The organism is Pseudomonas sp. MF09150 (assembly GCF_059862355.1).
Genome location: NZ_JCBCUS010000001.1, coordinates 979,422 through 997,369 on the forward strand (window position 1 = coordinate 979,422; position 17,948 = coordinate 997,369).

Annotated in this window: 16 protein-coding genes; 6 read left to right on the forward strand and 10 right to left on the reverse strand. The window is 63.3% G+C overall.

The features are described from left to right. Nucleotides 1-3 precede the first annotated feature (3 nt). The 5 genes from AC19YX_RS03945 to AC19YX_RS03965 form a co-directional block, all read right to left on the reverse strand. Nucleotides 4-1,413: a circularly permuted type 2 ATP-grasp protein gene (locus AC19YX_RS03945; protein WP_020298782.1), complete on the reverse strand. Its 1,410-nt coding sequence runs from the start codon at nucleotides 1,411-1,413 to the stop codon at nucleotides 4-6. 897 nt (nucleotides 1,414-2,310) lie between these two features. Then, entirely contained in the window at nucleotides 2,311-2,811 is a 501-nt protein-coding gene (locus AC19YX_RS03950; protein ID WP_500605696.1) for a P-loop nucleotide/nucleoside kinase family protein, read from the reverse strand. A gap of 104 nt (nucleotides 2,812-2,915) precedes the next feature. Next, a complete protein-coding gene (locus AC19YX_RS03955; protein ID WP_500605697.1) occupies nucleotides 2,916-3,500 on the reverse strand; it encodes a DUF6708 domain-containing protein in 585 nt (194 codons plus the stop codon). 202 nt (nucleotides 3,501-3,702) lie between these two features. Beyond that, nucleotides 3,703-6,900 carry a T6SS effector BTH_I2691 family protein gene (locus tag AC19YX_RS03960; protein WP_500605698.1) on the reverse strand — a complete coding sequence of 1,066 codons (3,198 nt, stop codon included), beginning with the start codon at nucleotides 6,898-6,900 and terminating at the stop codon, nucleotides 3,703-3,705. A gap of 239 nt (nucleotides 6,901-7,139) precedes the next feature. After that, nucleotides 7,140-7,892: an ArsR/SmtB family transcription factor gene (locus tag AC19YX_RS03965; protein WP_078472516.1), complete on the reverse strand. Its 753-nt coding sequence runs from the start codon at nucleotides 7,890-7,892 to the stop codon at nucleotides 7,140-7,142. A gap of 319 nt (nucleotides 7,893-8,211) precedes the next feature. Here AC19YX_RS03965 and AC19YX_RS03970 point away from each other — a divergent pair, with 319 nt between their 5' ends. Beyond that, a complete protein-coding gene (locus tag AC19YX_RS03970; RefSeq protein WP_500605699.1) occupies nucleotides 8,212-8,730 on the forward strand; it encodes a GNAT family N-acetyltransferase in 519 nt (172 codons plus the stop codon). A gap of 24 nt (nucleotides 8,731-8,754) precedes the next feature. Here AC19YX_RS03970 and AC19YX_RS03975 read toward each other — a convergent pair whose 3' ends face one another. Beyond that, nucleotides 8,755-9,681, reverse strand: coding sequence for a LysR substrate-binding domain-containing protein (locus AC19YX_RS03975; RefSeq protein WP_078472727.1), 927 nt, complete (start codon nucleotides 9,679-9,681; stop codon nucleotides 8,755-8,757). 143 nt (nucleotides 9,682-9,824) lie between these two features. Between AC19YX_RS03975 and AC19YX_RS03980 the strand changes: the two genes are divergently transcribed. Further along, entirely contained in the window at nucleotides 9,825-10,472 is a 648-nt protein-coding gene (locus AC19YX_RS03980; protein ID WP_500605700.1) for a LysE family translocator, read from the forward strand. A gap of 15 nt (nucleotides 10,473-10,487) precedes the next feature. On the opposite strand, the gene dmeF is transcribed toward AC19YX_RS03980, so the two are convergent. The 4 genes from dmeF to AC19YX_RS04000 all read right to left on the reverse strand — a co-directional run bounded on the left by dmeF (nucleotide 10,488) and on the right by AC19YX_RS04000 (nucleotide 12,694). Continuing rightward, on the reverse strand, nucleotides 10,488-11,453 hold the full coding sequence (dmeF, locus tag AC19YX_RS03985) for a CDF family Co(II)/Ni(II) efflux transporter DmeF (protein WP_500605701.1): 966 nt from the start codon (nucleotides 11,451-11,453) through the stop codon (nucleotides 10,488-10,490). A gap of 14 nt (nucleotides 11,454-11,467) precedes the next feature. Continuing rightward, entirely contained in the window at nucleotides 11,468-11,740 is a 273-nt protein-coding gene (locus AC19YX_RS03990; RefSeq protein WP_020298789.1) for a metal/formaldehyde-sensitive transcriptional repressor, read from the reverse strand. Nucleotides 11,741-11,923: 183 nt separating this feature from the next. Next, nucleotides 11,924-12,265 (reverse strand): FKBP-type peptidyl-prolyl cis-trans isomerase, encoded by a 342-nt coding sequence (locus tag AC19YX_RS03995; protein WP_500605702.1) that lies wholly within the window; start codon nucleotides 12,263-12,265, stop codon nucleotides 11,924-11,926. 123 nt (nucleotides 12,266-12,388) lie between these two features. Next, nucleotides 12,389-12,694 (reverse strand): RcnB family protein, encoded by a 306-nt coding sequence (locus tag AC19YX_RS04000; protein WP_500605703.1) that lies wholly within the window; start codon nucleotides 12,692-12,694, stop codon nucleotides 12,389-12,391. A gap of 196 nt (nucleotides 12,695-12,890) precedes the next feature. Between AC19YX_RS04000 and AC19YX_RS04005 the strand changes: the two genes are divergently transcribed. The 4 genes from AC19YX_RS04005 (at nucleotide 12,891) to AC19YX_RS04020 (ending at nucleotide 17,909) form a co-directional block, all read left to right on the forward strand. Beyond that, nucleotides 12,891-13,487, forward strand: coding sequence for a LemA family protein (locus tag AC19YX_RS04005; protein ID WP_500605704.1), 597 nt, complete (start codon nucleotides 12,891-12,893; stop codon nucleotides 13,485-13,487). Nucleotides 13,488-13,511: 24 nt separating this feature from the next. Further along, a complete protein-coding gene (locus tag AC19YX_RS04010; protein WP_500605705.1) occupies nucleotides 13,512-15,458 on the forward strand; it encodes a M48 family metallopeptidase in 1,947 nt (648 codons plus the stop codon). After that, the gene (locus AC19YX_RS04015) at nucleotides 15,455-15,985 is read left to right on the forward strand and encodes a hypothetical protein (RefSeq protein ID WP_500605706.1); all 531 of its coding nucleotides are present in this window, start codon (nucleotides 15,455-15,457) and stop codon (nucleotides 15,983-15,985) included. The genes AC19YX_RS04010 and AC19YX_RS04015 overlap by 4 nt, the downstream gene beginning before the upstream one ends. A gap of 100 nt (nucleotides 15,986-16,085) precedes the next feature. Then, nucleotides 16,086-17,909, forward strand: coding sequence for a monovalent cation:proton antiporter-2 (CPA2) family protein (locus tag AC19YX_RS04020; RefSeq protein WP_201130558.1), 1,824 nt, complete (start codon nucleotides 16,086-16,088; stop codon nucleotides 17,907-17,909). The last annotated feature ends 39 nt before the right edge of the window (nucleotides 17,910-17,948 follow it).

Here is a 17,948-nt window from a genome sequence, read left to right on the forward strand (position 1 = left end):
GTGTCAGTCCTCCACTACCCAGGTGTCTTTGGTGCCGCCGCCCTGGGACGAGTTCACCACCAGCGAGCCTTCGCGCAAGGCCACGCGCGTCAGGCCACCGGGCACCAAACGGGTTTCGCTGCCCGACAGCACAAAGGGACGCAGGTCGATATGCCGCGGCGCGATGCCGTTTTCGACAAAGGTCGGGCAGGTCGACAGGCACAGGGTCGGCTGGGCGATATAGGCATGCGGGCGCGCCTTGAGCCGGGCGCGAAAATCCTCGATTTCCGCCGCCGTGGCCGCCGGCCCGACAAGCATGCCGTAGCCGCCGGAGCCCTGGGTTTCCTTGACCACCAGGTCCGGCAGGTTGGCCAGCACATGGGACAGTTCCGCCGGCTTGCGGCATTGCCAGGTGGGCACGTTCTTCAGCACCGGCTCTTCGCTGAGGTAGAAGCGGATCATCTCGTCGACATAGGGGTAGATCGACTTGTCGTCGGCGACCCCGGTGCCCACAGCATTGGCCAGCACCACGTTGCCCGAGCGGTAGGCGGCGATCAGCCCGGGCACGCCGAGCATCGAATCGGGGTTGAACGACAACGGGTCGAGGAAGGCGTCGTCGAGGCGGCGGTAGATCACATCCACTGCCTGGGCGCCGGAGGTGGTGCGCATGAATACCCGGTCGTCACGCACAAACAGATCGGCGCCTTCCACCAGCTCCACGCCCATCTCGCGGGCCAGGAACGCATGCTCGAAATAGGCACTGTTGAAGCGCCCGGGGGTCAGCACCACCACCGTGGGGTTGTCCAGCGGGCAGGAGCTTTTCAGGGTTTCGAGCAGCAGGTTCGGGTAATGGTCGATGGGCGCCACCCGCTGCGCGGCGAACAGCTCCGGAAACAGGCGCATCATCATCTTGCGGTCTTCAAGCATGTAGCTGACGCCGCTGGGGGTGCGCAGGTTGTCTTCGAGCACGTAGTAACTGCCGTCGCCATCACGCACCAGGTCGACCCCGGAAATATGCGAATAGATATTGCGGTGCAGATCCAGGCCCTGCATCGCCACCTGGTAACCCTCGTTGGCCAGGACTTGCTCGGCCGGGATGATGCCCTCCTTGAGAATGTGTTGCCCGTGATAGATATCGGCCAGGAACATGTTCAGCGCCTGGACCCGCTGGATACAGCCGCGCTCGACCGTCTGCCATTCACTGGCCTTGATGCTGCGCGGAATGATGTCGAACGGAATCAGCCGTTCGGTGCCCTGCTCGTCCCCGTACAAGGTGAAGGTGATGCCCGCGCGATGGAACAACAGGTCGGCTTCGCGCCGACGCTGGTCCAGCAACTCCAAGGGAGTGTCCGCCAGCCAGCGGGCAAACTCCTGATAATGTGGGCGGCAGCCACCACTCGCGTCATACATTTCATTAAAAAAAGCACGGGACATACCCCACTCCTCGCCGTGGTTTAAACGGCTTTTTATTTACGCTCTCTATTTCGATAAATCGGGCCTTGCGCTGTGCGGTCAGTACTGGGTTGTAAAGCACCTCATTGTGCGTTGCAGCTATCCGGGGACGATGCACACGCAGCACGGCGACGCGTGACGCGAACGTTGCGCTGGACTGTGTGCAGTTTTTTCGGCAAGGGCGGCAGCGCCAGGACAGGCAATGACGTCGTGACCTTGCTGATGGGTAAGAGGGGAATTTAAAGAAGACAACGGACCGGCACTCAGGCATTGGCATGCCCCCGGTCTCTTCAGGGCTTTTGCAATCGCTATGCCCAAATGCCGTGCCTTGGGGATTTTGCCGAGACGGCCCGCAATATCATCTATAAAGCGACATTTTTATTCACACATGAGACACGGACGCCGATATTCACTGAATCGGTTGAGCCGGCAACATCGTCCCCACGGATCGCCCACCCCTGGAGCGACCGAAAAAAGTGCAGAAAGCGCGCCTGACAGTTTTTTTGCCCCTTAACCGGGACTTTTTTACCCAACTTGCCTGACCACCCGACGTAACTCTGGGCGCCCGGTGCTGAAAACAGCGGTACTGCACGCACCATCCGCGTCCGAAAAAGCGCAGCACAGCGGCAGTCACCGCCCTTTTCGCCCGTATCCCGGGCAAATGCGCTGTAACTGACTGAGCGGTGGCTACCGTCGTTGATACTGCTGCGCGGCCCCTATGGAGTTGGGGTATTGGCCGGGGGATCATCGGCGAAACGGCGGGCAATCTGCCGGTAACGGGTCACGGCAGAACAGCCAGCCAACACCGCTTCCATCCTGAAAAAGGCCTGTTGGCGCCCCCTGTACAGCGCGTGTTGAAACAGCTTGCAACATACCGCTTCACTGACCGGCGGCGAGCCGCTCAAGGATCAGTTGCACTGCCTCTTCCGGTAACAACTGGGCGCTGTCCAGACGCAATGGCGGCACAGTCCAGGGCTGGTAGTCATGCTCGCACACCGACTGCCAACTCGCCGGCACCAGCCCCGGCACATCCAACTCCCGACCTTGGACCCGGCGTCGGTGCTCATCGAGGTCGGAGCACAGCACCTCGATATCCAGCAGCCCTACTCCCTCGCCATCGGCGATCGCGCGCCAGGCCTCACGACTCTCGGCCAGCGGATTGACACAGTCGGCGATCACCTGATTGCCCAGGGCCAGGTTGCTGCGGGCCAGGGCATTGGCAATGTCATAGCCGGTCTTGCCAACGTCGCACATACCGTTGTCACGCAGCGCCTGCTCGATGTTGTCGATACGCAGGTAAGTGGCGCCCAGGCGCACGGCCAGCAAGCGGGCGATGGTGGTCTTACCAGTGCCGGGCAGGCCGCTGAAGACAATAAGCATGGGGGTTGCTCCTGGGACGGCTAAGCAGCATACGCAAACTAAAAGTGTCCATCACCCCGAGAGACGGCTGCCGGGGTGTCGCAGCGCCACCTGACGCTTTCTGCTCACGGCGCCGTCCGCGACTCACGGTCCATCTCGGCAGGCCACTTCACCTTCGGTGCCAGGCGCAGGGCCAAGTTGTACCAGGGCACATCGTTATGGTCGCGCGGTGGTCCTGGCGGTGGCAGGGCCGAGGGGCCTTGCTGCATGTAAGTGCAGATATAAGCCCAGGCAAACTCATCGGCGCCCATGGTGCTCAAGGGAAAGCGATCAATGACCTTTTTGGTCCCGGGCTCGACGATGGACAGGACCACGCCCCATTTGATGATGAGCGCGCCTTGGGCGGTGGCGCCGCGTTTTTTCCAGCGTTCGGCGCGGACTTGCGACCAATCGTAGGCTACGGGGATAACGCGCCAACGTTCGAAAGGGTTCCACCAGCGGTAGTTGAAGTTGTAGGCGTAGAGGCGTTGGCGGGCGCGGTTGAAACGCAGTGGTAGATCACGTGGTACTGATAAATCTAGCCTAATGGCTAGTAGAGAAATCCAAAAAGATACTAGGGTAGAAACTATGCCAATCAATAAAATTGATGGTTTTGTAGAGTGAATAAAAGAGAATGGCCCTATGGTTAACGTCACCAACCATAACAACATAATTAGCCCCATCCACAACATAATCCCTCTTGCCCGGAACGAGGCCCTAGGCAGTTCTAAATAATAATCACTCAAGTGATTGGGCCCATTATTATCAAGTGAGGCTATGGCAGACGGAGGTGCGTTTGGCAGTGGAAGATCCTCTTGCCAGCCAGAGCAAGGAGGGTTGAGATTAGGTGCGGTCAATTTCATATGTCCTTGCTTAATAGTCCAGTTTGTCATCTGTCACTTTCAAATGAGCAACGCCGAGCTCATCATTTTTTTCGGGCCAGTAAGAAACCTTTAGCAAAATCGCATGGATGCTGTGATTTACATTTAGTGCAATAGCTCCGCTGATTTCAAATGTTTGCGATACAGTATTTTGATTCAGTGTAGGAGTCGTCGTTTGCGGGTTGTAGTCCAAATTTCGTGAAGAGGACGACGGTAATAGTGGCCCATTTGACCCACCAGTCTGTCCGCATGCAATGGTACTTCCGCTATCGTCGCCAGGGCGATAGACCTCCAACTCCCACTGGTAGCGCGATGCGTTAGTATCATGGCCCGGAAGTCTAATTTTGTAGTCTAAATAGATACCAGATGGAATGTTCTCGCTATCGTAAACAACTCCAGTCTGGCCCGCGGCTTGTAGATCACTTTGTCTTTGAAAACGCACACTTATCGCTGCTTCAGCCGTCATGCCGAGCACTGCGGCATTTAAGGTGCCGATGGCATAATCCATATCATGAGGATGTTTCCATCGGCGATGCGTTTCGGGTAAACCCCATGTTGAATATCGTGCCCATAACTCAAGTGGTTGCGACTCAAGTTGTTTTGCCCATGTTGCAAGAGCGTATGCGGTTAGCCCAAGCGCAAGAGCTATGCCAATCGGGCCAAGTAGCGTTGCTTCAACTGCGAGTGCACCCATTGTGCCGGCTATTGCCGAACCAAAGGCCAAACTACTAGCAACTCCGTAGATTTGTGCTGCTTCACTGTCACCTCTTGATGAAGTCCGAAGTAATGCAAATATATATTGCGTTCCATCCATCACCCCCGCAATCGCAGCAATCGCCCCCCCATACTGCGCAATTCGCACCCCCATCATCACCGTCTGCACCTGCCCCGCCACCCGCACCGAGGTCGTCAGCCCCGGCCGCAATATCTGGGTCCCTATACCCGCAATCTCGACTCCCACTCCCATTACCCCGATGGACGACGACCACACCGCCGCCAGCGCCTCGGGATTGCAGCTGCCCGGGGTGTTGAGGAAGGTTTCAAAGTTTTTGCGCAGGCTGTCTTGCTGGAACCAGAGGCTGCCCAGGCCCAGCAGCAGGTCGGCGCCGGCAGGGGCTGCGGAGATGGCGGTATTGCGCATCCGTTGCATGGCGCCTCTGGCCAGCGCTTGGGCGTCGTCCACGCCAATAGCCAGCGTATGCATCACCCGGGTGCTGCCGCTGTGGAGCGTGGCGGCGCCGATGCTGACGCTGCGCAGCGCCTCTGTAACGTTGGTGCTGGCATTGGCCCGCAGTTTTTCCAGGCGGGCTTGCAGGTCTTGGGCGCTTTCCAGGGACCAGAGCATGACGTCGACCAATTTGCCGTGGTTGCCGGAGACGGCGATGGCAATGGCGCCGCTCACCACCATGGCGCGGATCTTTCGTTCTGCGGGTTTGCGAAATTTCTGGTCGAGTTGGGTGATGAATTGATCGGTGCGTTCTTGCATCGCCTCGTTGAGCAGGGACAGGTATTCGCCGAGCCTCAGGGACACCACAACCTGGGTCACCTGCTGGCCGGCGTAGCGCAGAAAGGCCGCGCTGTGCACATGGCCGATCAGCGTCTGGGTCTGTGCCGACAGCTGTTGCATCAGGGCATTACTGGCGTTGGTGGTGGCTGCCAGTATCTGGCCGATGGCGTGCTTGACCGGCGCGATCATCAGCTCCTTGCCTTCGTGGGTGGCAATGATGCTTTTCAGGGTGTCGTAGAGCTTGCCCAGATCATCGCCTGCCAGCGCCCTTTTCAATTGGTCGAACAGCGCCTGGTCCTTGGCCAGCAAGGCCTGATAAAGCAGGCTCTGGCGGTCTTCGAGCAGGTTTTTCCAGAGGCGCTGGGTCGCGCCCAGGGTCTCGGTGTCTGGATGAATGACTTCGCTGGGGCCGCCCACCAGGCACAGGCTCATCATGCGAATAAAACCTTCTACGGAGCGGGTGGAGGTCACGCTGTAGTCATACCGGGCGGCGAGCTGGAACGGCGCGGCCTGGTATTCCCGGGCATACAGCTCGCCCTCGCGGTCGATGGCCTGCTGCCAGACCTTTTGCTCGGCCAGGTAGGCCCGCTCGAAACTCGCCCGTTGGGCTTCGTCGTACCGCTCTTCGAGCCGTTCACGGGCCTCGGTCTGCTTGAGCCGGGTCCCGCGTTGGGTTTCGGCCTCGACATCGATGGGCGGCAGCGGTGCCCTGAGCCCTGCCGCGCTGTTGTTCCAGCGGCGATGGTGTTCGTCCAGGGCCTTGGCCTCTTCGCTGGCCTCGGCAACCGCCCAGGCAGCGCGCAGCTCCTTGATGCCGAGCAGTGCCTGGGAGGTGAAGAACTCGAAACGCCGCTTCGGCTCGGCGCGCCACTCCTGCAGGGCCCTGACCCCGCTTACCCGCTGGGCATTGCATTCCTGCACCCGGCCAATCGGGTCGGGCAGCACCACCGCCAGCACTCCCCCCTCCTGCAGGTTTTCACGCTTAACCAAGTTCCGCACGTGACGTAAAAAGAGCCCACCTCGGTGATGGCGGCTGTAGAAGCCGTGGACACTGACGAAGTCCCCAGGGTCGGCCTCCGAGTACTCCAGCACTTGAGTGATTTCGAGGTGTTGCTCGGTCATCACGGTGCCGACGCTGCTCGGGTTGTCGCGCGCCGCCTTCAGGTCGAGCTTGTGGAATCGACCGTCCAGCGCCGTACCGTCATCCGCCGTGCCACGCCGGTACTGATCCAGCACGCTCTCCGGCCATGGATCGTTGGCGAAGGCAATCCACGCAGTCGAGTAGGTGTCGGCGTCGATATTGATAAAGGACGCACTGAAGTCGTGGTCCTGGGCGATGCAGGAAGGGCTCAGCGACCTCGGTCGTTCGCGCGGGACCTGGTAAGGGCGGAACTGGCGCAACGCACCTTCCGGCGTCACCTGGTAGGCCTGCCATTCTTTTTGGTCCAGCAGCACGTAGAGGTAGCCCTGACGAAGTATCCGCGGCTGGTCGAGGATCATCGGGATCGACGCCGGCCCCGAGCCGGACAGGGGCGTCTTCTTGTGCATGGCGAAACGCGTTGGCGCATAGGCCGCCCGCAGCGGCAGGATCGGCAGGCCAGTGCGCTGGCAGGCATTGCAGGCCCCGGTGGGGTTGGGCGCGGCTTCATTGATGGCAATGCCGAGGGCGGTGCTGGTGCTCATGAGTAGTTCTCCGCGCGGGGCAGGGAGGTCGCGATGTGGGTCCAGGCCGCGTCGTCATAGGCTTGGGCGATGCCGTGCTGGACGCCCGGGGCGCAGGGTTTTCTCGAGTGCGGGAATTTAGGAGGGAGAACACGCGGGGGGCTATAAGGGGAGTCTGAAACTCACCCTGGTCGGGAAGACAATGAACGGATGATGGGAGCGGCCCCTGGTTATCGCACCAGGGACCGCCCGCTGGCGCTTCATGGCCTCGTCGGCGATTCGCCGTGCATTTCCGACAAGGCCAAGCCCGCCTCGGGCAGTTGCAGGGCGAAGCGTGTCGACAGCTGCTTGCGCCCCTTGGTAGTCAGGGTCAGGGCGCGGCTGTCCAGGTCCTGGCTCAGCCACTGACATTGCAGTGCGTGTTGCAACAAGGCCGCGCCCAGGGCCCCACCCAGGTGCGGGCGGCGCATGCTCCAGTCCAGGCACGGGCAGGCAAAGCGTCGGCGCAAGGTCTTGAGCCCTTCGACCTCGATCCCCAGCCCCGCAAAGAACGCCTCGCCGGACGCGCTCAGGTGGTACTGCCGCGCGCTGTCTTGCAACTCCTGCAACCAACCGGCTTCGCACATCCGATCATGCAGCAGCACAGCCAGGGTGCCGGCCATGTGGTCGTAGCAGGTGCGGGCAAATTGCAGGCGGTCCGGGGTGCGCGGGCTGAAGCGCGGAGCGCTGTTGTGACCGATCACCATCAGGGCTTCCAGGGCCTGGGCCACGCGCGGGTCGGCCAGGCTGTAGTAACGGTGGCGGCCCTGCACCTGCAGGCGTACCAGCGACAGCTCCTTGAGCTTGCCCAGGTGCGCGCTGGCGGTGGAGGCGCTGACATCGGCCAGTGCCGCCAACTCGGTGCTGGTACGGGCATGGCCATCCATCAGCGCACAGAGCATTTTGGTGCGTGCCGGTTCGGCGATGGCTGCGGCCACCTGGGATACCGCGCTGTCGTGTTGTTGCGCACTCATGGTTCGCTCCGGAACGAAGGGTGATCGGCATCGGGAAGTGGATAGTAGCAAGGCGCGGTTTCCGTAGCCGCAGTTGCAGCCCCCACTGAGAGCGCTGGGGGGAGGATGAGGGCTGGCTGCAACGGTGTCTGCCGAGGAACGGGTAATGAGCGCACTTCCAGGCAGATAGAAGCTCCACGGCCTAGCGGCGGATCCTGTCGAACATTGGCCTGGGATGTGAACACATCGGCTGAAAAAATGCGCTTTCAGCCAATCCTGCTGGGGCGGCCTGTTTATGATGGGCCGCTGCCATCGACTAACCCTCAGGAGGACAGGCCCCATGCCCTTTCAGGTTCGCGACGCGCTTCACGCCGACAGCCCGCGCATCAGCCAGATCGCCGCCCAGACCTTCGCCCTGGCCTGCCCGGCCAATACGCCGCCCGCGGAGATCACAGCCTTTATCCAGGACCAGTTGCAGGTAGAGCATTTCAATGCGGCCCTGGATGACCCGGAGCAACAGCTGCGGGTGTTGGTGCACCAGGGCCAGGTCATCGGCTACAGCCTGGTCAAACTGAGTCCGCAGGCCCTGGGTATCGCCGAGGCAGACCAGGTGCCAGAGTTGACCCGCTGCTACCTGGCGGCGGATTTTCACGGCAGCGGCGGCGCCCAGTATTTGTTGCAACAGACGCTGGAATCGCTCACCCAGCCCATTCGGCTGACGGTCAGCGAAGCCAACGCACGGGCGATCCGTTTCTACCAGCGCAATGGCTTTATCAACGTCGGTGAAACCACCTTCCAATGCGGCGCCGACCTGCACCGCGACTGGGTCATGCTGCGCCAGCCACCCGCCACGGTCTGATCCGGCGCCAGGCGCGCACTGCGCCTACACCGGGGGCAGGTAATTGAGGTCGATGCCGGCGAGACTTGGCAGGTCGCCGATCAGGAAATCCCGCAGGCGGAGGATTTTTTCCCGGCGCGGGCCGGCCTTGGGCCAGACCAGGTAATAACCGTCCCCCGAGGCCACAGCGCTGTCGAATGGCAAGCCGACCTGGCCGTCACGAATGTCGTCGGCCACCAGGTGCAGGTCACCGATAGATACCCCGTGGCCGCGCATGGCCGCGCTGATGCCCTGATCGAGGGTGTCGAATACCTTGCCGCGATCCAGCCGTACCTGCTCCAGCCACCCTTGCGCTGCGAGCCAGCGCCGCCAATCGCGGCGGTCTGGCGAGGGGTGGATCAATTGCGCTTCCTGCAAGCGCTGCAGGTTCCAGGGCGTGGTCGGCGCGGCTTCGGGGGCGCAGATCGGGATCAGCCATTCATCGAACAGCTTGCAGCCCTCGACCCCGGCGCCGAACTGCCCGTTGCCCAGCAAAATCGCGCAATCGTAGGGCTCGGCCTGGAAATCCACAGCGTCCACATCCATCCACACACTGGCCAGTTGCACCTCCAGTTCGGGCTCGGCCTGCCTGAGGGTCTCCAGGGCCCGCAACAACCAGCGCATGGTCAGGGTCGACGGCGCCTTGAGCCGCAGTTGCAGGGCGTTGCCGCGAAACGGCAGGCAAGCCTCTTCGATAATCCGAAAGCCCACCTTGAGTTCCTGGGCCAGGCGCTGGCCGGCATCGGTGAGCGTCACCTTGGGTCCCTTGCGCTCGAACAGGCGGCAATCGAGGGCGCTTTCCAGGGTGCGGATATGGCGGCTGATCGCGCTCTGGGTCAGTGCCAACTCGGCCCCGGCCTGGGTAAAGGAGCAGGTCCGGGCCGCCACCTCAAAGGCGCGCAGGGCATAAAGCGGAGGAATACGTTCGGCCATCAGTGGCTCCGACAATGATAAATACTCATGCAAGGTTACAGCTTTATCGGTTTTTAAACCCGCCGTCAGCCGGTCAAGCTGTGCCGGACCATGACGCATCGGCCGTTCGATGCACCTTTCACTCGTTACAAGGCGGGCCGTTCGTGCAACTCCAACTTTCCCTGGTGGTGCTTTATGTATTCAGCGTGCTGCTGCTGGTGGCGACACCGGGGCCGGTGGTGGCGCTGATCGTCAACACCAGCCTGCGGGCCGGTCCACGGCGCGCCGTGCTGACCGCCCTGGGCACCAACGCTGCGTCCTTGCTGCTGGCCCTGGTGGCGGTGCTGATTCTAGGCGGCAGCCTGAAGCTGGCGCCGTCCCTGCTCAACTGGGTGAGCCTGCTGGGCTGCTGTTTTATCGGTTACCTGGCATGGCAGGGGCTGCGCAGCCTGCGGGCGCCAGAGCGCTCCGCCAGCCCCGAGGGATCACGGCCGCAGCGGGCAGGCGGGAATCTGCTGCAAGGTTTTCTCGTGGGGGTTTCCAACCCCAAGGACATCCTGTTCTTTGTCTCGTTCTTTCCCCGGTTCATCCAGGTCAGCCCGTCGTTCAGCACCAGCGTGAGCGTGCTGATCGGGCTGTGGGTGGTGATCGATTTCGCGGTGCTGGCGGGCTATATCCTGCTTTCGCGCCACGCCCTCACGCTCAAGTACCAGCGGGCCGTGACCTGGGCTTCCAGCCTGGTGCTGCTGGTGGTGGCGCTGAGCGGGATCGCCTACTCGGCCCACGGGCTGTTGGCGCCCGACAATGCCTGAGGGCGCCGGGCGCGATTACAGGCTGCGGTACTCCAGGGTCAGGTGCGCCAACTCGTGCACCGCGGCCAGGCGCTGGCGCAACGCCTCGGCACTCAGCGACGGCTGGGCCAGGACGCTGACAATGGCCGCCCGCGCCTGGGGCCCGACCTGCCACACATGCAAATCGGTGATGCTGGCGTCCCCGCTCGACTCCACCAATTGCCGAATCTCTGCGGCCACCTGCTCGTCGCTGGCGTCGAGCAGCACGGCGGCGCTGGTCTTCATCAGGCTGTAGGCCCAGCGGGCGATCACCACCGCGCCGACGAGGCCCATCAGCGGGTCAAGCCAGACCCAACCCAGGTAACGCCCCGCAAGCAACGCGGCAATCGCCAGCACCGAAGTCAGGGCATCGGCCAGCACATGCACATAGGCCGAACGCAGGTTGTTGTCGTGATGGGCGTGGGCGTGCTCATGGGGATGGTCATGGGCATGTTCATGCCCGTGTCCGTGCTCCGCGTGCTGCCCATGCCCATGATGGGTGTGATGGCCGCCCAGCAGCCAGGCGCTGAGGATATTCACCGCCAGCCCCGCCACCGCAATCAGTGTGGCCTCGGTAAAGGCCACCTGGGTCGGCTGGAACAGGCGCAGCAGCGACTCGGCAGCAATGCCCAGCGCCACCAGGCCCAGGATCATCGCCGAGGCAAAGCCCGCGAGGTCGCCGACCTTGCCGGTGCCGAAACTGAAGCGCGTGCTGCCTGCATGACGTCGGGCATAGCCGTAGGCCGCCGCCGCAATGCCCAGGGCTCCGGCGTGGGTCGCCATGTGCAGGCCATCGGCCAACAGGGCCATGGAGCCGGTGATATAGCCGGCGGCAATTTCGCCGACCATCATCACCAGGGTCAGCGCCACCACCCACAGGGTGCGGCGCGCGTTATCGTCGTGGCCGGCGCCGAGAAACAGGTGAGGATGAGAAAAATGCCGGGCTTGCGCTGCAATGCTCATGCGGGAGTCCCCTGTCAGGAATAGCGGCGGATGGCTTCGAGCAACTCGTCGACGCCCTTGGCCCGCTCTGCATCGCTGAGCTCGGGGTTGGCCACATGCTCCAGGGCATGGGCCTCGATGATCTCGCCCATCAACCCATTGATGGCGCCACGGGTCGCGGCCACCAGGTGCAGGGTCTTGGCGCATTCGGCGCCGGACTCCAGCGCCCGTTCCACGGCCTGGACCTGCCCGAGAATGCGCCGGACCCGTTTCAGCAGTTCATCTTTCTGTGCATGCGTGTGCGACATACCTATACCCCCTACCCCTATGTGGCGAGCATCTTCACCCCTGGCCGGCCAGCCTGGCAAGCATGCCGCCAAACATTTGGATGGGTGGCAACGCCTGCCCGTTATAGAGCAGCACGGCAATGGCAGGGTGGCCCACGGGCAATAGCCGCCCGGGCCACGGAGTGGAGGTAACTGAGGGTCGGATCAGTCGTCGCGGGTCAGCACTTCCAGCAATTCGATCTCGAAGATCAGATTGGAATGGGGCTTGATATGGGCCCCCACGGAGCGTTCACCGTAGGCCAGGTGCGCCGGTACCAGCAGCTTGCGCTGGCCGCCGACTTTCATCCCCATCAGGCCCTGGTCCCAGCCCTTGATTACCCGCCCGGTACCAATCACGCACTGGAATGGCTTGCCGCGCTCGTAGGAGGAATCGAAGCTCGTGCCATCTTCCAGAAAGCCCCGGTACTGGGTGGTGATCAACGCCCCCTTGACCACGGCCTTGCCGTCGCCCAACTGAGTATCGATCACCTGTAATTGGTCGCTCATCTGCTCGTTCATCATTGCCCCTCGTTCAACGCTCCCCGCCGCCGGGGAATGCGCGCAGGGTTTTCGCAGAATTGCTCGCGCTTGGCAAACCCCGCGACGCGCTGGCGACGTCCGGCCAGTGCCTCAGCGCTTGACCGGCGCCATGTCGAGGATCTTGCCGCTGGTGATTTCCACCAGCACGTACTGGTCCTTGATCTGCACCCACTGGCTTTGCTCTTGGGGTGCCTTCAGGCCTGTTTTCTTCCAGTCGTGGATGGCCGAAACCTCACGCTGATACAAGTCCGGGGCACGGTCGCCGACCACCAGCTCGCGCCCGTTGAAGGTCGAGGACACGCTTTTATCGGTGGCCTCCTGGGCCTGGGCCAGGGGCACCATGGCAGACAGGCAGGCGGTCAGGGACAGGCAGGCAATCAGTGGTTTGACGATCATGAGGCACTCCAGAATTCAAGGCATACCCTGGGTCGGACCGCGGCGCGGGGAAATCATTCACAGCCCTTGCCGATGGACGTCGGGGCCAGCGCTCCGACGGCAAAAAAGCGATCCCCAGGCGACCAACGCGGCGCGTGAAGAGAAAAAATTCGGTTACCATGCGCCCCACAAGAACCACCTGGATAAGGACATCACCATGGCTATTTCCACCCTCGTCGCCTTGGCCATTCTGGCCGTGCTGGTGATCGGTGCCATCAGCATCTACAACACCCTGGTCAACCGCCGCAATCGCTATCAGAACGCCTTCGCCCAGATCGAAGTCCAGCTCAAGCGCCGCTATGACCTGATCCCCAACCTGGTGGAAACCGCCAAGGGCTATCTCCAGCACGAGCGCGAAACCCTCGAAGCGGTGATCGCCGCGCGCAACACCGCCCTCGCCGGCCTCAAGGCGGTCGGGGCGCAACCGGGCAGCGCCCAGAGCATGGCGCAACTGGGCCAGGCCGAAGGAGCCCTGACCAGCGCCATGGGCCGCTTGAACGTGACCATGGAAGCCTACCCGGACCTCAAGGCTTCGCAGAACATGCAGCAATTGAGCGAAGAGCTGAGCAGCACCGAAAACAAACTGGCCTTCGCCCGCCAGGCCTACAACGACTCTGTCATGGCCTACAACAGCTATCGCCAGAGCTTCCCGCCGGTGCTGCTGGCCGGGGTCCTGGGCCATGGCAGCGACGCCAGCCTGCTGGAATTCGCCGACAGCGCGGCGATCCAGCAAGCGCCCAAGGTTGCGTTCTAACCCGCTTTCACCACGGACGGTCCGATGAATTTTTTTGAACACCAGGCCCGTGCCAAACGGCGCACCCTGCAGCTGGTAGTGCTGATGACCCTGGCGGTGATCTCGCTGATCGCCGTCACCAGCGTGGTGCTGATCGTGGGTATGCAGCAGCTCCAGCAGGAAATGAAAATCGAGGCAGGCATCAACTGGCAAATGGTGCCGAGCATCGCCGCTCTGGTACTGGTGGTGGTCATCGGTGCCAGCCTGAGCAAGCACGCGCAATTGCGCGCCGGCGGCAAGGTGGTGGCCGAGCGGCTCGGCGGCCGCTTGATCAACCTCGAACCCCGGGGGCTGGAGGAGCAGCGACTGCTTAACGTGGTCGAAGAAATGGCCCTGGCGTCCGGCACCGCAGTGCCCCAGGTGTACGTGCTGCCGGATGTCGGGATCAACGCCTTCGCCGCCGGGCTCACGCCCCAGGACGCTGTGGTCGGGGTCACCCACGGGGCGATCATGGTCCTCAACCGCGATGAACTGCAGGGGGTCATCGCCCATGAATTCAGCCACATCTATAACGGCGACATGCGCCTCAATACCCGGCTGGTGGCGATCGTCCACGGCATCCTGGTGATCGGCCTGGTGGGCAATGTGATTGCCAGCGGCTCCAGCGCTCTCAATAGCAAGTCCGGGCGCAACCAGGCGGGGACCGTGGGATTGTTTATCGGCATGGCCCTGGTCCTGCTGGGGTCGGTGGGCACGTTTTTCGGCAATCGGATCAAGGGCGCCATCAGCCGCGAACGCGAGTTCCTCGCCGACGCCTCGGCGGTGCAGTTCACCCGCAACCCGACCGGCATCCTCGGCGCCCTGAAAAAGATCGGCGGCTACTCCGCCAGCTCCAAACTGGACGCCGCCCACGCCGCCGAATTCAGCCATCTCTACTTCAGCGAAGGCGCGACGCTATCCGCCAGCGGTGGCTCGGCGACCCACCCACCCCTGGGCGAACGCATTCGCCGGATCGAGCCGAGCTGGGACGGCAACTTCCCCAGCGTGGCCCTGGTCGAGCTGCCCGCCGCCAGCGGCAGCAGCGACCTCGATTTTTCCGAAGTGCTCAGCTCCCTGCCCAGCGTCGCCCCTGCGCCGGCGGCACTGGTGTTTGACCTGGCCGCCGTGCAAGCCTCGATTGCCACCATCGGCGCGCCGCAACAGGGCCACCTGCACGCGGCGCAACAGACCCTGGCCAGCCTCGACCCACGGCTCAAGGACAGCGCCCGCAGCAGCACCGGGGCCCAGGCCCTGGTCTACGGCCTGCTGCTGTCGCCAATCGCAACGGTCCGCGACCTGCAACGGCAACAGCTGGCCGGCAGCACCGACGCTGCGCTACGGGGCGCCGTCGACTCCCTGAGCCCGGCTCTGGAGCAGCTTGATCCGGGCCTGCGCCTGCCATTGCTGGACCTGGTCATCCCGGCCCTCAAGCAACTGGACAAGGACGCACTGCAGGTCTTCATGGACAACCTCAGGCACCTGATCGAGGCTGACGACAAGGTCGAGCTGCTGGAGTGGACCCTGTTGCGCATCGTGCAGCGCAATGTCGAAGGCCTGCCCGCCGCCGAGTCCAAATGGACCCTGGCCCAGTGCAGCGCTGAACTGGCGGTATTGCTCGGGGCCCTGGCCAACGCCGGCCAGGCCGACCCGGAGCAGGCACGCCGGGCCCTGACCTGCGCCTGGGGCGGGCTGCCATTCGAGCGCCCGCAAGCAACTGAAACCGACCTTGAACACCTGGACCAGGCCTTGCTCCGCCTGCGCCAGCTGACACTGGAACAACGCCCGACGCTGCTCGGCGCCATGGCCCGCTGCATCGGATACGACGGCGAAGTGACAGTGGCCGAAGCCGAGCTGATGCGCGCGGTGGCCGACCTGCTGGATTGCCCGATGCCACCCCTGCTCGCCCAGGCCCCGGCGCCCCATACTGCCGCTGCCCCCCAGGCCACGGCGTGAGCGGCCAACACTGCCGCACCTCCGGTGCCGAACGCCAGGCCCTCGACCTGCAACGACTGCGCAGCCTGATCGGCAAACGCCTGGCCGGGCTGGACAACGAGCGCTATTTTTTTGCCGGCGAGCGGGTCATGGATGACTGCGGCGACCTGCAATGGCGCTGCAGCGATGCCAGCCTGCTGTCGATGTTCCTGCTCAGCGACGGCGAAAGCGTCGGCACCGACCACCAGCCCCTGCACCTGACGCCCGCCTTCGAGCTGGAGCCGGGGCAATGCTGCGAATGGCGCGCCGAAGACCTGCTGGCCACCCTCAGCGCCGGCCATCTGGCGGGTCAACTGATCACCGATGTCGCCGCGCTGTTCGATACATGGCCGCACCTGGACACAAGCATTCTCAGCGGCTTCATGGTCTGCTTTGAACACGGCGACTTCCTGGTCTATTACAACCAGGGCGACAACGCGGTGGCCCTGCTGAACCGCCTGCCGCCGGCGGCCGCAGAATTTACCAGTACCTGGCGCAGCCAGTTGTGACGCCAGCGGCCATCGATCGGTCGTAACCTTATCCCCCTATCCTGGGTCGCGCCCTGCTGGCCAAGGTCAACCAGCGCTGCCCATCCCCCGGAGTAAGCCCATGCCCCATGAAGGCAACCTGTTACAAGCCGCCGTCGTGTTTCTGTTCGCGGCGGTGCTGACCGTGCCCCTGGCCAAGCGCCTGCAACTGGGGGCGGTCCTGGGCTATCTGTTTGCCGGGGTGATCATCGGCCCGTCGGTGCTGGGGCTGATCGGCAATCCGCAGAGCGTCAGCCATATTTCCGAACTGGGGGTGGTGCTGCTGCTGTTCATCATTGGCCTGGAGCTGTCGCCGCGACGGCTATGGGTGATGCGCAAGGCGGTGTTCGGCGTCGGCCTGGCCCAGGTGCTGCTGACCGGGGTGGTGATCGGCAGCATGGCCCTACTGGTGTTCGGCCAACCCCTGAACAGCGCCATCGTCCTCGGCCTGGGGCTGGCGTTGTCCTCCACCGCCTTCGGCCTGCAAAGCCTGGCCGAACGCAAGGAACTCAACAGCCCCCACGGGCGCCTGGCGTTTGCCATTCTGCTGTTCCAGGACATTGCCGCCATCCCGCTGATCGCCCTGGTACCGGCCCTGGCCGGCGGCGATCACCACACCAGCACCGCCCAGGACATCACCCACGGCCTGCAGGTGCTGGGCAGCATTGCAGTTGTGGTGGTTGGCGGGCGTTATCTGCTGCGCCCGGTGTTTCGCGTGGTGGCCGCCACCGGGCTGCCCGAGGTGTCCACCGCCACCGCGCTGCTGGTGGTCATCGGCACCGCCTGGCTGATGGATCTGGCCGGGGTGTCCATGGCCCTGGGTGCGTTCCTCGCCGGCCTGCTGCTGGCCGACTCGGAATACCGCCACGAACTGGAAGCCCAGATCGAACCGTTCAAAGGCTTGCTGCTGGGGCTGTTTTTCATCAGCGTCGGCATGGGGGCCAATATCAGCCTGCTGTTCAGCGCACCGCTGGCGGTGCTCGGGCTGACCCTGTTGCTGATCGGCCTCAAGCTGCCTTTGCTGTACGTGGTCGGGCGCCTGGCCGGGGGGCTCGGGCGCTTGAGCGCCGTGCGCCTGGGGGTGGTGCTGGCGGCGGGCGGCGAATTTGCGTTCGTGGTGTTCAAGATCGGCCGTGACCAGGGCCTGTTCGAGGCGCGGCTGTATGACCTGCTGGTGCTGACCATCACCTTGTCGATGGCCATGACCCCGCTGCTGTTGCTGGCCTGCTCGCGCCTGCTGGTGCCCAAGAGCAAGCCGGTGGAAGTCCCGGCGCACCTGCGGGACATCGACAGCGACGCGCCGCGGGTGGTGATCGCCGGCATGGGCCGCATGGGGCAAATTGTGGCGCGGATTCTCAAGGCGCAGAAAGTGCCGTTCGTGGCCCTCGACACTTCGGTGGAAACCATCGAGCTGACCCGCAGTTTCGGCGGTATGCCGGTGTTCTACGGCGACCCGATGCGCCCCGAGATCCTCAATGCGGCCAAGGTCGGCGAGGCCGAGTTTTTCGTGATCGCCACCGATGACCCGGACACCAACATCCAGACCGCCGCCCTGGTGCGCAAGCTGTACCCGCACATGAAAATCATTGCCCGTGCCCGCAACCGCCAGCACGTGCACAAGCTGGTGGACCTGGGCGCCGAAGCGGTGCGTGAAACCTATTATTCGAGCCTGGAAATGAGCCGGCGGACCCTGGTCGGCCTCGGCTTGAGCCAGGCCCAGGCCGACTCGCGCATCCAGCGTTTTACCCGCCACGACGAACAAGTGCTGCAAGCCCAGCACGCGGTGTACGACGACGCGGCCAAGGTACTGCAGACCGCCCAGGAGGCGCGCAATGAACTGGCACGGCTGTTTGCCGCCGACCAGTTGGACGAGCAGGTCGAAAGCCCATTGCCGCCACCGCGTTAAGCGCCCTGGCGTTGACTCCCGGGCAGCGCGGTGTCCGGG